Here is a 14,675-nt window from a genome sequence, read left to right as displayed (position 1 = left end):
GCCGGACCGACTTTTGCCAGCAACCCACAGTTAGCCCGCAGTTGCGTGACGGCAAACGCTTGCTAATGAATGCGGATAAGAAGAATTTCAGGGGGCTGAATTTGTCGGGGCAAATGAAGTGGCGCCAGCTGGGCAAGCTGGTGGCAACGATCCTTGTGGTGCAGGCCGTGTTCTGGCTGCTGATCGATGGTCCCCTGTTCCGCGCTCACCGAGGCGAGGCTCCGCCGCAGATCGAGCAGACCGCAACCCGCATCGCCCGGCTTGAAACGCCCACGCTGGCAGCAGCGCGCGAGGCGCGGTTCGAGGACGTGCAGTTGCCTTGGACCCACTGCTGTGACACTGCGATTTTTGCAGTGGAAATTGCCATCAATGTCGATGACGTGCCGCCCACCGGGCTTGGCATCGTGTCGACCTTGCAGGTGGACAACTACCGGCTTTATGTGAACGACGCGCTGCTGGTGGGCGAAGGCAGCGTCACGCCGGGGGCAGGCACGTTTCACGGGCAGAAGACCTTCCTCACCCGCATTCCGGCGGGGCTGCTGAAGCAGGGCGATAACCGGCTGACCTACATCACACTACGCGACGGGTTCCCCTATACCGACATCTACCCGCCACTGGTCGGCGAATACGAAGCGATGCGCGCCTATTCTGCAGCGCGTCTTTGGAACCTCAACGCGTTCCGCGACTACGCCGCGCTGCTTCTGGGGCTGCTCGGTCTGATTGCCACGGTGATGGTGTTCCGGTCGGATGACTGGCGCTTCGCCACCTGGCTTAGCGTCCTGTCCGGCGCGCTGGTGGCCAATTATCTCTATGGCCTGTGGCTCGCGCCGCCATTCGACGGGTGGTGGCGAATGGCGCTGTTCTTTGCGATCAACATGTTCGTGCCGGTGGCGCTGCTCGGCTTCATCGACGCCTGGACAGGCCGCCCCTTGCGCAGGCTCATGCCTGCTGTGCTCACGGTTTTCGGCGCGGCGCTGGCCTACGTCCTGTGGCGACTGCTCGGAACGCCAATGCCTGAGGCCTATGATGCGCCGACGGTGGTGTGGTTTTACGTTCTGGCTGGGTTGAGCGCGGCAACGCTGGCCCGGCTGCTGTGGCACTTTGCGCGTGAGCGCGAAAACCGTCTGCTTGAGAGCGCCCTGATGAGTGTGCTGGTGGTGGCAACGGCGATGGATGCGATAACCAACCTCTATCCCGATTCCCCGCTCGGCGAAGGCAATCTCCAGAACGCCGCGCCGTTCCTGATGCTTGCAATGGTGACGGCGTTCCTCGCCCGCAACTTCCGTCTGTTCCAGTCGCAGAGCGCGCTCAACACCATGCTTCAGGACAAGGTCGATCAGCGCGAGGCCGAACTTGCCGTCGCTTATGCGCGAGAGCAGGAACTGGTGCGCGAACAGGCGCATGATGCCGAACGGCGGCGGATCATGCAGGACATTCACGATGGCCTTGGCAGCCAGCTGATGTCGATGATGCTCGCCGCGCGCATGGGGCAGGCCGAGCCGTCCAAAGTGGCGCAGGGCCTCCAGAGCGTAATCGACGAGATGCGGCTGATGGTGGATTCAATGGATTCGGTTGGCGAATCGGTCGAGGCCGCGCTGGCCACCTTTCGCGCGCGAATCCAGCCTCAGGTCATCGCCGCTGGCCTTGCCTTTGACTGGCAGCAGGCAGAAGATCTCGCCTTCCCCGCCTTTGGCCCGCGTGACACGCTCCAGCTGTTCCGCATCCTGCAAGAGGCGGTCACCAACGCGCTCAAGCATTCGGGCGCGACCTCCATGAAGGTGACTGTGGCTGCCGGTCCGACTGAAAGGGTGGCGATTACGGTGGCCGATAATGGATCAGGCACTGCGGCTGCAGGGGCTGGCCGTGGCCTTGGTAATATGGCGCGCCGTGCTGAGGGTATCGGCGCCGAGTTTGCGCTGGAATCCGAACCGGGCATCGGCACCATCGCAACGCTGACATTGCCCGCAGCGTCACTGCGCGAAGCAGCATGACCAGCCACCATGCCGCGCCTGCCATGTCATGGCATGGCACGCTCGCCGCTTGCGTGATAGCCATCCTGCATGACTGACCCCGAACCGTGCGACCTCAGCGCACCTGCCCGCATCGCGATCATCGAGGATGATCCGACCGTCCGGCAATATTTCGTGAAGGTGCTGATGGAGGCCGGTCGCTACGAGATCGTCGGGGTGGCGCATGATCTGGCATCGGGCCGGACGCTGATCGGACTGGCGCCGGACCTGTTCCTGATGGACATCGGCCTGCCTGACGGATCGGGTTATGATCTGGTGCCCGAAATCAAGGCGCATACCTCGGCCAAGGCATTGATGGTCAGCGCATTCGGGGACCGCGATACCGTGGTGCGCGCGCTGTCGGCGGGGGCGGACGGCTATCTGCTCAAGGACAGTACCCCCGAACAGGTGCGCGACGGCGTGGCGATCACGCTCGATGGCGGCGCACCCGTCAGCCCGGCAGCGGCGGTCTATCTGATCGATCTCCTGCGCCAGACCCCGCCGATCGGCACCCAATCCGGCCCGCCCGACAGCGATGGCCTGACAGCGCGGGAGCATGACCTGCTGCGCGCCTTCGCCGCCGGACGCAGCTACAAGGAAGCCGCCCGCGATCTCGGCATCTCGCCGCACACGGTCGGCAATCATGTGAAGTCGATCTACCGCAAGCTTGAAGTGCGCAGCCGTAGCGAGGCGCTGAGGGCCGCCGGGCTATACCGATAGGCCTTTGGCTTCAGCCTCAGGCTATCCGAGATGGCACAGCTCAGATCCAGATAGTGGCCGGTTTGAGAAGCACCCATACCCGGTCACGCGCTTTGCTCGCGAGCGAACCCGAAACTTGCCTGGCGGCTTCAGCGGATCTCTGTCCGAAAGCGGAAATTTGCAAACCGAAACCGGAGCGGACATCATTAGTTGCACTCTGGTGCACGGATCGCGGTCTCCAGAACCAATTCGATAGTTTTCGAATTATGGATTGACGCAACCGTGTTACCCGATATTTCGATAAAGACCGAAGGGTGTCGGATATGGACGATATCGAAACACAAGTCTGGGCAGTGGATGCGCTTGGTGCGCTGGCTCATGAGACGCGGCTCGCCGTGTTTCGGATGCTTGTGACGGCGGGCCACGATGGCATGATCGCGGGCTCTATTGCCGAGCATTGCGGAGTCCCGCCGTCGACCATGTCGCATCATCTTGCCACGCTCGAGCGGGCAGGGCTGGTGCAATCCGAGCGCGAGAGCCGCCTGATCCACTACCGCGCGGACTATGCCGCGATGCGCCGCCTGCTGACCTTTCTGGTGCAAGACTGCTGCCAAGGGGCGCCCGAGATGTGCGGCGACCTGATGGCTGGGCTTGCCTGCGATCCCCGAAACTGAGGCCTTGCGATGAGTGATACCCCCTTCACCGTTCTGGTGCTGTGCACCGGCAACTCGGCCCGCTCGATCCTTGGCGAGGCGCTCTTCAACCACTTGGGGGAAGGCCGGGTTCGTGCCTTCAGCGCCGGCAGCAAGCCCAAGGGCGTGCCGCATCCCGGTGCGTTGCGACTACTGGCGCGACGCGGGATCGACACAGGCGTTTTCCGGTCGAAGAGCTGGGACGAATTCACCGCTCCCGATGCACCCGCGATCGACCTTGCGATCACCGTCTGCGGCAATGCGGCCGGCGAGGCCTGCCCGGTGTTCCTTGGCAGTCCGCTCAAGGCCCATTGGGGGCTGCCTGATCCGGCTGATGTGACGGGCTCGGAAGCGGAGGTCGACGCTGCCTTCGAGGAAACCTGGCGTCTGCTGGAAATGCGGGTGCGGGCCTTCCTCGCGCTCGACCGGGCGGGGCTGGATAAGCCCACCTTGCAAGCCGCTCTTGCCGACATCGGCGCGATGGAAGGAACCGCCTGATGAGCGCCGCCGCCGCCTCGCCGCTCGGTCTGTTCGAGCGCTTTCTTTCGCTCTGGGTGCTGCTTGCCATTCTCGCCGGGCTCGCGCTGGGGGGCGCCGCGCCGGACGCGGTCGGGATGCTGGCGGGGCTTGAATATGCCTCGGTCAACCTTGTCGTGGCGGTGCTGATCTGGGCGATGATCTTCCCGATGATGGTCGGGGTCGACTTCGGCAGCATCCGCGACATCGGCAGGAAGCCCAAGGGGCTGGTGATCACGCTGGTAATCAACTGGCTGATCAAGCCCTTCACCATGGCGGCGCTGGGGGTGCTGTTCTTTGATTATCTCTATGCCGACCTGCTGCCGCGCGCCGACGCGCAGCAATATATCGCCGGGCTGATCCTGCTCGGCGCAGCACCCTGCACCGCGATGGTGTTCGTGTGGTCGCAGATGACGCGGGGCGATCCTGCCTACACGCTGGTGCAGGTGGCGGCGAACGATCTGGTGATGATCGTCGCCTTCGCGCCGATCGTTGCGCTGTTGCTGGGCGTGACCGCCGTCGTCGTGCCGTGGCAGACGCTGCTGCTGTCGGTTGCGCTCTATGTGGTCATCCCGCTGGCGGCGGGCGCGCTGGCCCGTTCACGGGTGATTGCCAGTCATGGCGGAGATGCCGCGGCGGTCGATGCCTTCACTGCACGGCTCAAGCCGTGGTCGATCATCGGCCTGCTGGCGACCGTGGTGCTGCTGTTCGCCTTTCAGGCGGGCACGATTATCGCGAACCCGCTGCTGATCGCGCTGATCGCGGTGCCGATCATCATCCAGTCCTATGCGATCTTCGCCGCCGCCTATGCCTGGGCCTGGGCTTGGCGTGTGCCGCACGCGATTGCCGCGCCTTGCGCGCTGATCGGCACATCCAACTTCTTCGAGCTCGCCGTAGCTGTTGCCATCGGCCTCTTCGGCCTGTCGAGCGGCGCGGCGCTTGCCACCGTGGTTGGCGTGCTGGTCGAAGTGCCGGTGATGCTCTCGCTGGTCGCCTTCGCCAACCGCACCCGAGCGCGTTTCCCGGAAGACCCCGCATGATCGAACACACCCGCCTGCGCACTCTGCCCGACCCTACGCATCTGCCTGCGCTGAAGCCTGCATATGTCCATGCCCGCCCCGCGCTCGGCCTGGGCCCGATGGACCCGCCGGTGCGCGTGCTGCTGCTCTACGGCTCGCTGCGGACCCGCTCCTTCTCGCGCCTTGCCGTGGAGGAGGCGGCGCGGCTGCTGCAATTCTTCGGTTGCGAGACGCGCATCTTCGATCCCAGCGACCTGCCGCTGCCCGACCAGACGCCAAGCGACGATCACCCGGCGGTGCACGAGCTGCGCGAACATTCGCTGTGGTCCGAAGCCCAGGTGTGGTGCAGCCCGGAGCGACACGGCCAGATCACCGGGATCATGAAGGCGCAGATCGACCACCTGCCGCTCGCCTACAAGGGCTTGCGCCCCACCCAGGGGCGCACGCTTGCGGTAATGCAGGTCAACGCCGGATCGCAGAGCTTCAACACCGTCAATGCCTTGCGCATTCTCGGGCGCTGGATGCGGATGTTCACCATCCCCAACCAGTCATCGGTTGCCAAGGCTTACGAGGAGTTCGACGAGGCCGGGCGGATGAAGCCGTCAGCCTATTACGACCGCATCGTCGACGTGATGGAGGAACTGGTGCGCTTCACCGTGCTGCTGCGTCCGCACGCCGAGCAATTGGTTGACCGCTATTCTGAGCGGGTCGAACGCGATCAGCCAGTCGAGACGTTAGCGGACAAGGCAGCTATTACCGCAGGCCCGTAGCGGTGCCAGATTGTAACCCTCGACAATTACGCGGCAGATGGCAATTGCCTCGCGTAAGCCGCATAGGCAACCATGTCTTGTCTGGACCTAACCTGATGCAGAATTTCAACTTTTTGCTACATCCGGTCCTCGCTCGGGACACCGCATGACGACGCTGAGGTTGTGGGGTTGGATCGCTTGTGGCTGGTTGCTGGTTGCGCTTGCCTGGACGCCCGCATCGACGCTGGTGAATGTGTCCGAACCCGAAGCAATCGATTTTCTTCGGGTGCTGGCATACAACATCCTGCACTTCGGCACCTGGGCGCTGGTCACGCCGCTGCTGTTCAGGATGTGTCACCTCTGGCCGCTGCATGGGCACCGGGCGTTCGGCAATGCCGTCCTGCTGTTGTTGGCGGGGTTGCTGATCATCCCCGCGGTCACCGCGGTGCTGCCAATTCTGCAAGCCGCTGCGAACCTGATCGGTAGCGGTTCGATCGTGTCCGCACCTGATCTGGCACAGCTGGCGCAGCGGGTTGTGATCACCAGCCTTTTTGCCGTGCCGACCTTCATCGCGGTGATTGCGATCGGCCAGACACTGGTATGGTCCCGCCGCGCCGAACGCCACGCGCAGGACGCCGCGGGAGCGGAACTGCGCGCGCTGCGGGCCGAGCTCAACCCGCACTTTCTGTTCAACACGCTGGGTTCGATCGCGCAACTGGCGCACCAGTCTCCGGCAAAGGCCGAGAGTGTGATTGCATCGCTGGCCGATGTGCTGCGGACCAGTCTGGCCGAAACCGACCATATCCAGACGCTGGCCGAAGCCGTCGGCGAGATCGAGGAGCATCTTTCGCTCTACCGCATGCTGCACGGCGACATCCGGTTCGAGCGGGTGATCCCCGATGACCTCTGGCGGCAGGCGGTTCCCACGCGCATGCTATTGCCGCTGGTCGAGAATGCGATGACCCACGGCGCCTGCAACGAGGATGGTGTGCGCTGGTTGCGGCTTGAGGCGGCGCGGACGGATGCAGGCAAGGTTACGCTGGAACTGTCCAACCCCGCTCCGCCTGTCGCCGAACCTTCGCGAGGGCTCGGCTCGGGCATCGAAACCGCGCGGCGGCTGCTGGCGATCCATTGCGGCAAGGCTGCAACGCTTGAGCATGATCGCAGCGGCGGTGTCTTTCGGGTAAGCATCGGCTTGCCCGCATGAACGGGCTGCGGGCACTGGTTGTCGAGGATGTGCTCCTGATGCGCACCGCGCTGGTCGATGCGCTAAGCGCCCGGCCCGCAATCGCGCAGGTCGACGCGGCTGATTGCGCCAAGGCGGCACACGCCTTGCTGGCGCAGCATGCCTACGACATCGTTTTTCTCGACATCCACCTCCCCGATGGATTGGGCGTCGATCTGGGGGTGGCAGCGAAAGCGCAAGGCGTGCCTTCGATTGTGTACTGCACAGCCGATGCCACCTACGCGATCGAGGCATTGCGGCAGCAGGCGGCCGACTATCTCCTGAAACCGGTCACGCAATCGGCAGTCGATCAGGCACTTGAAAGAGCGACGCGGCAGATTTCGGACAGCCCCAGAACGCCGCAACCGCTGGCCGTCCGCGACGGGGCGCGTATTCGCTACATCGCCCCCGACCTGATCGAACGGGTGGAGGCGGCCGGGCATTATCAATGCGTGTATGCGCAGGGCGAGGTCCACCTGCTGCGCCAGTCCTCGGCGCAGATTGCCGAGCAGCTTGGCCCGGGATTTGTCCGCGTCCAACGCGCTACGATCGTTCGCGCCGCCGCGATCCGGTCGCTCGAAACCGAGCGCAGCGGCGATGGGACGCTGCATCTCGATAGCGGCGCCAAAGTGCGGTTCAGCCGAACCTGCCGCGCCGCAATCGAAGCGGCGCTCGGGCCCGGCTGACACGTCTCACGCCGCATCCGCCGCGTCTCGTGCTGTCCGGCCTGTATTCCTATATCGCCAGCAGCAATGGCCTCCGAACCAGATCAGGAGGCTTGAATGAACCCGTCTTTTCGCCGTGCCGCACAGTTTGCCGGCCTGGCCGCAATCCTTTCGCTCATGCCGCCCCAGGTGCAGGCGGACGAGCCGGTGCCCGGCGCGCAAAATCCGACGATTGCTCCGCGCCTGCCCGCAGCGACCATGGCGATGGTCGGTGGCTACTGGTTCGATGGCACCCGGTTTGCCAAGGCCACCTGGTACAGCGTCGAAGGGAAATTCACCCGGAAACGCCCGCGCCGCGTCGACATCACGATCGATCTGGACGGGCGCTATGCCATGCCGCCGCTGGCCGAGGGGCATAACCACAACCTTCAGAACCGCTGGTCGGTGCGGCAGATGGCCGACGATTATCTGCGGCGCGGCATCTTCTACAACGCCCAGATGGCCGCGCACAGCGACGATATCGCCGGTTTCCGCGATCTCCTGAACGCGCCCGGCGCACCCGACACGCTGTTTGCCGAGGCAACCTTCTCCGCATCGAACGGGCACCCCATCGCGCTTGCCGTCGGCAACGCCCGCGCGAGCGGTTATCCGCTGACGCCGGCGGATCTGATCGACAAGGCTTTCTGGGCGGTCGACAGCGTGGCGGACGTGGAGGCCAAGTGGGCGCAGGCGACAGCGGCACAGCCCAAGCTGGTGAAGATCATCCTCGTCGATGCCAATGACGAGGCAAGCCGCATCGACCCTGTGAACGACGGCAAGACAGGCGTGCGGCCGGAACTGGTGCCCGAAATCGTTCGCCGTGCGCATGCGTCCGGCGCGCGCGTGGCGGCGCATGTCCAGACCGCCGATGACGCGCGCATCGCGGTGGAGGCCGGGGTCGACATCCTCGCGCACCTGCCGACCTCGCCGAGCAAATACATCACCCTTGACGATCTGCGGCTCGATGATGCGACAATCGCGCAGATGGCAAAGGAAGGCACGATGGTGATCCCGACCTTCGAGGTCTACCGCCAGATCTGGCAGCGCAAGCCCGATCAGTGGGCGCGCATCGTTCCGGTCGTTCGTGACAACATGCAGCGTCTCGGCAAGGCCGGAGTTCCGATCCTGACGGGCAGCGATCTGTGGGGCGGATCGGTGATCGACGAGATCAAGGCGCTGGTCGCAGCCGGCTTGATGACCCCTGCCGAAGCCCTGCGGGCATCCTCGCACGTCACCGCGCGCGCGTTGTTCCCCGACCGCGCGATCGGCGCAATCGCGGAAGGCGCTGAAACCAGTTTCATCGTGCTGGATCGCGATCCCACCCGTGACCTGTCGGCGCTGGACAGGATCGAATTGGCGGTGAAGCAGGGCGAAGTGATCGCGCGATGAAGGTGCTGCTCGCGCTGGTTGCCTTGTGGGCCTTGTCAGTCCCGCAGAATGCGTTGGCAAAAGAACGATCGTTCGTTCTGCCAAACGGGCTGCGGGTGACATTGGTCGAGGCACCGGACGCCTCGCGCGCCGCGATACTTGTCAACGTGGCGGCCGGCTCGGCCGACGAGCGAAGCGACCAGCGCGGCATCGCGCATCTGGCGGAACATGTGTTCGCGCGCGGCTTCAACTCGGGCGACCGCCATGCGCTGCAAGCTGCCGATCTGGGCGGCGAGGAGATCAACGCAGGCACCGATTTCGACCGCACCAATTTCTATTGGACCGTTCCGGCCCAGAAGCTCGATCAGGCGCTCGCGCTGGAGGCGGACCGGATGCGCGCTGCTGCCGATGTGGTGTAGCTTGGTGGGTTCGCGATCGAGAAGCGTATCGTCCTTGCGGAAATGCGCGAGATATCCTGGCAGCTCGACACAAGGGTGAAATCCGTCGCCTTTCCGCAAATATTCGGGAAGGGGCATCCGCATGCATCGCTGCCGATCGGCACCGAAGCTTCGCTCGCTGGCATTGGCGTGGAGGCCTTGGCGAACTGGTTCGGGCACTGGTACCGGCCAAGCAACATGGAGCTGATCGTGGTCGCCCCTATGGCCTTGCGCCCGATGGAGCAGACCGTCCGCAAAAACTTCGATTTCCCCGGATCGCCTGGCGTGTCGCGCACGCAAGGGGCGTTCCGGGTTGAGGGCAACGACCAACCCGGCATCGTTACACTCCAAGCCGACTAGGCATCCGTCACGCTGTACGGAGCAGCGCCTCACCTCTCGCATCCGCACAGTGCGGCTTCGGAAGGCGCTGCGGCGAATGTGCAGAACGCCTTTTTCGCGGCGGTTCGCGCGCGCTACGGCGACGGTGCATCGGGCACAATCTGGTACCGGGCGTCGGACCGTGCCGGAAATATCGGAGCGCAAATTACTTTCCCGCAATTCTCGCCGCCGGCGGACGCTGGCATCTTCATCGCCAATTGGCTGACACGTGTCTCGATCGCCGATTACGATCCCTCCGCGTTGAGACCAAGCCCGCGGCCTGCGCCGGGAAGTGCCTTGGCGCGGGCATTTGCAACATTGCTGGGCGATCGTGAGCGAGGAGCACGGATCGCCGACACAAGGCCCGACGAAGCCGAGGCAGTCTTCGCAGTCTGGTTCAGGAGGCCTTTGCTCACTATCCTGACAGAACGAAAAAACGTATCCGCAGACGTCGTATCGTTCGAACTCGGATGCTGGCTTGTCAGCACGCGGCCCACGGTGCACCCCGACATGTCACGTGTCGTGATCGCGCAAGCTTCGGAAGAGCGCCTTCCATCCGGCCACTGCGGCAACGACTTCTCGACCGGTTTCGAAAAAACGCTGCAGGAGCTTTTTCGCGAGCAGCTTGGCTGGACCTATTCGGTCACCAGAAACCTAGACCGCCAAGGAGGGGACGGGGCAAATTTCTCGTTTCTCGTAGAAACCGGCAATGTCGATCGATTGGCGGCTGTATTGAAAGATATCCAACCCGGTGGAGTGATTAAACCATCTCAGCAATAGTCAGGGCAGCAGTGCGCGGGGCTATGATATCGCGATGATCCGATCAGTTGCCCTTCCGTTTCCCACTCATCACCCCGGCGAGTCCTGAAAGCGGACGAAGCGCCGGGGGGAGCTGATCATGCAGTCTACCCCAACCGCGCCAGTGCTGCCGTGAGCCGTTCGACCTCGCCGGTGTGATGCGCGAGGTCGGCGCGGGCCTTTTCGACCGCTTCGGGCTTGGCCTTCTCGGCGAAGGCGGGGTTGGAGAGGCGGCCGCCGAGCGACTTGGCTTCCTTCTGCGAAGCCGCCAGCGCCTTTTCCAGCCGCGCTTTCTCCGCCGCGATATCGACGATGCCTTCGAGCGGGATGACGAACACGTCCTCGCCTGCGGTCACCTGCATCGCCGGGCCTTCCGGGGCCTCGCCGATGGTTACCGGCGTGAGACGCGCGAGGCGCTCGATCGCGGCGCTGCTGCGCTCGATGGTGCGCGCGGCAACGTCCGAAGGTGCCGCCAGCCATGCCGCCAGCTTCGCGCCGGGCGCGATGCCGAGTTCGTTCTTCGCGCTGCGGGTGCTGGTGGTGAGGTCGATCACCCAGTCGATCGCGTCGGTGGCTTCCTTGCTGACTTCCGCTTCGGGCGCGGGCCACTGGGCGACGATCAGTTCATAGGGCCGCGCGCCCAGCTTGTGCCACAGTTCTTCGGTGATGAAGGGCATGAAGGGGTGCAGCATGACGAGGATCTGGTCGAGCGCCCAGCCGGCCACGGCGCGGGTTTCAATGGCGGGTGGGGGGTCAGCGTCCCCTGCAAAGACCGGCTTGATGAGTTCGAGATACCAGTCGCAGAACTTGCTCCACGTGAACTGGTAGATCGCATTGGCCGCCGCGTCGAAGCGCAGGTCTGCCATTGCCTTGTCGATTTCGGCAACGCAGGCCTGCACTTCGCCGATGATCCATTGGTTGGCCGCAAGCCGCGCGGGCGGGGCCTTGATCGTGTCCGAGGCACCGATCCCGTTCGACTGGCAGAAACGCGCCGCGTTCCACAGCTTGGTGGCGAAGTTGCGGTATCCCTCGACCCGCTTCTCGTCCATCTTGATGTCGCGGCCCTGGCTCTCCATCGCCGCCATGAAGAACCGCAGCGCGTCCGCGCCATACTGGTCGATGAGGCCGAGCGGGTCGACGACATTGCCCTTGGACTTCGACATCTTTGCGCCGTCGGCTGCGCGCACGAGGCCGTGGAGATAGAGCGTGTCCCAGGGCTTCTGCCCCATGTTGTAGAAGCCCATCATCATCATCCGCGCATCCCAGAAGAACAGGATGTCGAACCCGGAGATGAGCAGGCTGTTAGGGAAGTGTTTTTGCAGGAGCGGCGCGCCGCCCTCGGGCCAGCCCAATGTGGCGAAGGGCCACAGGGCAGATGAGAACCACGTGTCGAGGACGTCCTCGTCCTGACGCAGCGCGATGCCTTCGCCTGCGAGCGCCTGCGCGGCGGCTTCGTCTTCAGCGACGAAACAGCGGCCATCATCGGCGAACCACGCCGGAATGCGGTGACCCCACCACAGCTGGCGCGAGACGCACCACGGCTGGATGTTTTCCATCCAGTTGAAGAAGGTCTTCTCCCACGTCTTGGGGACGATCTGCACCTCGCCCGAACGCACCGCTTCGATCGGCTTCTTGGCGAGTTCGGCAGCGTTGACATACCACTGGTCGGTCAGCCACGGCTCGATCACCACGCCGCCGCGGTCGCCGAAGGGCGTCGCGATCTGGCGCGGTTCGGCGTCGTGTTCGATTTCCTCGCCGTCCTTGTTCTTGGTGACGTGCGGGATCAGCAGGCCCAGCGCCTTCATCTTCGCGACCACCAGCTCGCGCGCGCCGTCGACGCCGTCGCGCTTGAAGCGGTGGAGGCCGAGGAATTCCTCCGGCACCAGTCCGTCGGCGGTCTGGCAGACGTTGGCCTCGGCATCGAGCATGTTGAGCATGTCGGCCGGTGCAAACCCGGCGCGCTTGCCTACCTCGAAATCGTTGAAGTCGTGCCCCGGCGTCACCTTGACCGCGCCCGAGCCCAGTTCGGGATCGGCGTGCTCATCAGCCACGATCGGGATGCGGCGGCCGGTGATCGGCAGGATCACCTGCGCACCGACGACGCTCTTGTAGCGCTCGTCATCGGGATGGACTGCCACGGCCATGTCGGCGAGCATGGTTTCGGGCCGGGTCGTGGCGACCTCGATGTAATCGCGCCCATCGTCGAGCTTCGCGCCGTCCGCCAGCGGATAGCGCAGGTGCCAGAAGCTCCCCGCAATCGTCTGCGTCTCGACCTCGAGATCGGAAATTGCGGTCTTCAATTTGGGGTCCCAGTTCACCAGCCGCTTGTCGCGGTAGATGAGGCCATCATTGTAGAGATCGACGAAGGTCTTGATCACCGCGCGGGTGAAGTGCGGGTCCATCGTGAACTGCTCGCGGCCCCAGTCCATCGAGCAACCGAGCCGGCGCAGCTGGTTGGTGATGGTGCCGCCGCTTTCCGCCTTCCACTCCCACACCTTGTCGACGAAAGCCTCGCGCGAATAGTTGGTGCGCTTGTCTTGGCGCGCCTCCATCTGGCGCTCGACCACCATCTGCGTCGCGATGCCCGCGTGATCGGTGCCGACCACCCACAAAGCGTCCTTGCCGCGCAGGCGTTCATAACGGATCACCACGTCCTGCAGCGTGTTGTCGAGCGCGTGGCCGATATGCAGACTGCCCGTGACGTTGGGCGGCGGGTTGACGATCGTATAGGCTTCGGCCTCGGGACGTTCGGGCCGGAACAGGCCGTTCGCCTCCCAGTGGGAATACCAGCGCGCCTCGATCGCGGCGGGGTCGAAGGTGGTGGGCAGAGCGGTGTCGGTGGGGTTCGCCATAATGCTTCGCGCCATGCCAGCACCCATGGTGCGATGCAATGATAGAGCGCGCCCGTGGTTGCCCCAAGTCTTGCGGGCGAGCCAAAATCGCCCCATAGCCGCTGCAAGATGCAGGATGCCGCGCACTATTTGCTCGAAGATGCAGGCGAGGGCGGCCAGCGGCTGGTGCTGTCGGGCCTGCTCACGCTTCCCGCGATCGGCCCGATCGAGCGCGCGCTCAAGGCGATCGATGGCCCGATTGGAACCGTCGATCTGTCCGGGGTCGAGGAAATCGACACGGTCGGCGCATGGCTGGTATGCCGCGCGGCGCACGCCCACGACAGCGAAATCACCGGTGCCAGCCCCGAAGCAAGGCGCCTGCTTGCCGCGATGCGCGATATCGATGCGGGCGGCGACACGCACCCGCACCGGTTGCCGGTGTGGGAGCGCGTGCCGACAAAGCTTGGCGAACACGTGTTCAATGCGCGCGGCGGGATTTTCGGGGTGGTCGGTTTCTTCGGCCAGATCCTGATCGGCGCGGGCAGCCTGCTGCGCCATCCCTCGCGCTTTCCGTTCAAGGCGCTGGTCCACCAGATGGAACTGGTCGGGGTTTCGGCGCTGCCGATCATCGGCTTGATGAGTTTCCTGATCGGGATCGTGATCGCGCAGCAGGGATCGGTGCAGCTCCAGCAATTCGGTGCCGAGGCGCTGACCGTGAACCTCGTCGGGCGGATCACCTTGCGCGAACTGGGCGTGCTGATGACCGCGATCATGGTGGCGGGCCGTTCGGGCAGCGCCTTTGCCGCGCAGATCGGCACGATGAAGCTGACCGAGGAAATCGACGCGATGCGCACGATCGGCATCTCGCCGATCGAAGTGCTGGTGATCCCGCGCATCCTGGCCGCAACCTTCATGATGGTGCTGCTCGGCTTCTTCGCCGCGATGATGGCGATCATCGGCGGCGCGGTGGTGGGCGATCTGACGTTGGGCATCCCTTTCCTCACCTTCCTCATCCGCATTCAGGAAGTGGTGCCGGTGCACGATCTGTGGGTCGGGCTGATCAAGGCGCCCGTGTTCGGGCTGATCGTTGCGCTTGCAGGATGCTTCCACGGCATGCAGGTGCACGGCAATTCCGAAGAGGTCGGCCGCCGCACGACGATGGCGGTGGTTTCGGCGATCTTCGCGGTGATCGTATTGGACGCCTTCTTCGCGGTGTTCTTCACCGAAATCGGGTGGGGGTAGGACGATGC

General features: G+C 64.3%; 14 protein-coding genes. 13 read left to right on the top strand and 1 reads right to left on the bottom strand.

The annotated features are described in order from the left end of the window. Positions 1 to 113: 113 nt before the first annotated feature. From A9D12_RS01685 to A9D12_RS14585, 12 genes are all read left to right on the top strand, one after another. Positions 114 to 1,991 (top strand): sensor histidine kinase, encoded by a 1,878-nt coding sequence (locus A9D12_RS01685; RefSeq protein ID WP_197489850.1) that lies wholly within the window; start codon positions 114 to 116, stop codon positions 1,989 to 1,991. Between the two features lie 69 nt (positions 1,992 to 2,060). Further along, positions 2,061 to 2,729 carry a response regulator gene (locus A9D12_RS01680; protein ID WP_068349167.1) on the top strand — a complete coding sequence of 223 codons (669 nt, stop codon included), beginning with the start codon at positions 2,061 to 2,063 and terminating at the stop codon, positions 2,727 to 2,729. A gap of 302 nt (positions 2,730 to 3,031) precedes the next feature. Continuing rightward, positions 3,032 to 3,382, top strand: a complete 351-nt coding sequence (locus A9D12_RS01675) for an ArsR/SmtB family transcription factor (protein WP_068349164.1) — start codon at positions 3,032 to 3,034, stop codon at positions 3,380 to 3,382. 9 nt (positions 3,383 to 3,391) lie between these two features. Further along, positions 3,392 to 3,898 (top strand): arsenate reductase ArsC, encoded by a 507-nt coding sequence (locus tag A9D12_RS01670; RefSeq protein WP_068349160.1) that lies wholly within the window; start codon positions 3,392 to 3,394, stop codon positions 3,896 to 3,898. Next, entirely contained in the window at positions 3,898 to 4,956 is a 1,059-nt protein-coding gene (arsB, locus tag A9D12_RS01665; RefSeq protein ID WP_068349156.1) for an ACR3 family arsenite efflux transporter, read from the top strand. Before A9D12_RS01670 ends, arsB begins: the two co-directional genes overlap by 1 nt. Next, the gene (gene arsH, locus A9D12_RS01660) at positions 4,953 to 5,705 is read left to right on the top strand and encodes an arsenical resistance protein ArsH (protein ID WP_068349152.1); all 753 of its coding nucleotides are present in this window, start codon (positions 4,953 to 4,955) and stop codon (positions 5,703 to 5,705) included. The genes arsB and arsH overlap by 4 nt, the downstream gene beginning before the upstream one ends. A 145-nt stretch (positions 5,706 to 5,850) precedes the next feature. Beyond that, positions 5,851 to 6,891, top strand: coding sequence for a sensor histidine kinase (locus A9D12_RS01655; RefSeq protein ID WP_082925327.1), 1,041 nt, complete (start codon positions 5,851 to 5,853; stop codon positions 6,889 to 6,891). Beyond that, the gene (locus tag A9D12_RS01650; RefSeq protein WP_068349145.1) at positions 6,888 to 7,595 is read left to right on the top strand and encodes a LytR/AlgR family response regulator transcription factor; all 708 of its coding nucleotides are present in this window, start codon (positions 6,888 to 6,890) and stop codon (positions 7,593 to 7,595) included. The genes A9D12_RS01655 and A9D12_RS01650 overlap by 4 nt, the downstream gene beginning before the upstream one ends. Before the next feature lie 96 nt (positions 7,596 to 7,691). Beyond that, positions 7,692 to 9,002, top strand: coding sequence for an amidohydrolase family protein (locus tag A9D12_RS01645; RefSeq protein ID WP_068349143.1), 1,311 nt, complete (start codon positions 7,692 to 7,694; stop codon positions 9,000 to 9,002). Between the two features lie 2 nt (positions 9,003 to 9,004). Beyond that, a complete protein-coding gene (locus A9D12_RS01640; RefSeq protein WP_197489849.1) occupies positions 9,005 to 9,400 on the top strand; it encodes a M16 family metallopeptidase in 396 nt (131 codons plus the stop codon). Positions 9,401 to 9,442: 42 nt separating this feature from the next. Continuing rightward, positions 9,443 to 9,778, top strand: a complete 336-nt coding sequence (locus tag A9D12_RS01635) for an insulinase family protein (RefSeq protein WP_068349136.1) — start codon at positions 9,443 to 9,445, stop codon at positions 9,776 to 9,778. Positions 9,779 to 9,856: 78 nt separating this feature from the next. Then, positions 9,857 to 10,576 (top strand): hypothetical protein, encoded by a 720-nt coding sequence (locus A9D12_RS14585; protein ID WP_156522761.1) that lies wholly within the window; start codon positions 9,857 to 9,859, stop codon positions 10,574 to 10,576. A 125-nt stretch (positions 10,577 to 10,701) separates the two neighbouring features. On the opposite strand, the gene A9D12_RS01630 is transcribed toward A9D12_RS14585, so the two are convergent. Beyond that, complete coding sequence (locus A9D12_RS01630; RefSeq protein WP_068349133.1) at positions 10,702 to 13,446, bottom strand: valine--tRNA ligase; 2,745 nt, start codon at positions 13,444 to 13,446, stop codon at positions 10,702 to 10,704. 108 nt (positions 13,447 to 13,554) lie between these two features. Between A9D12_RS01630 and A9D12_RS01625 the strand changes: the two genes are divergently transcribed. After that, positions 13,555 to 14,667, top strand: coding sequence for an ABC transporter permease (locus A9D12_RS01625; protein WP_068349130.1), 1,113 nt, complete (start codon positions 13,555 to 13,557; stop codon positions 14,665 to 14,667). Positions 14,668 to 14,675 lie beyond the last annotated feature (8 nt).

Source organism: Erythrobacter neustonensis, assembly GCF_001663175.1.
GTDB lineage: Bacteria > Pseudomonadota > Alphaproteobacteria > Sphingomonadales > Sphingomonadaceae > Erythrobacter > Erythrobacter neustonensis.
Note: the sequence above shows the minus strand (reverse complement) of the source record. Positions and strands in the feature narration are given on the sequence as shown.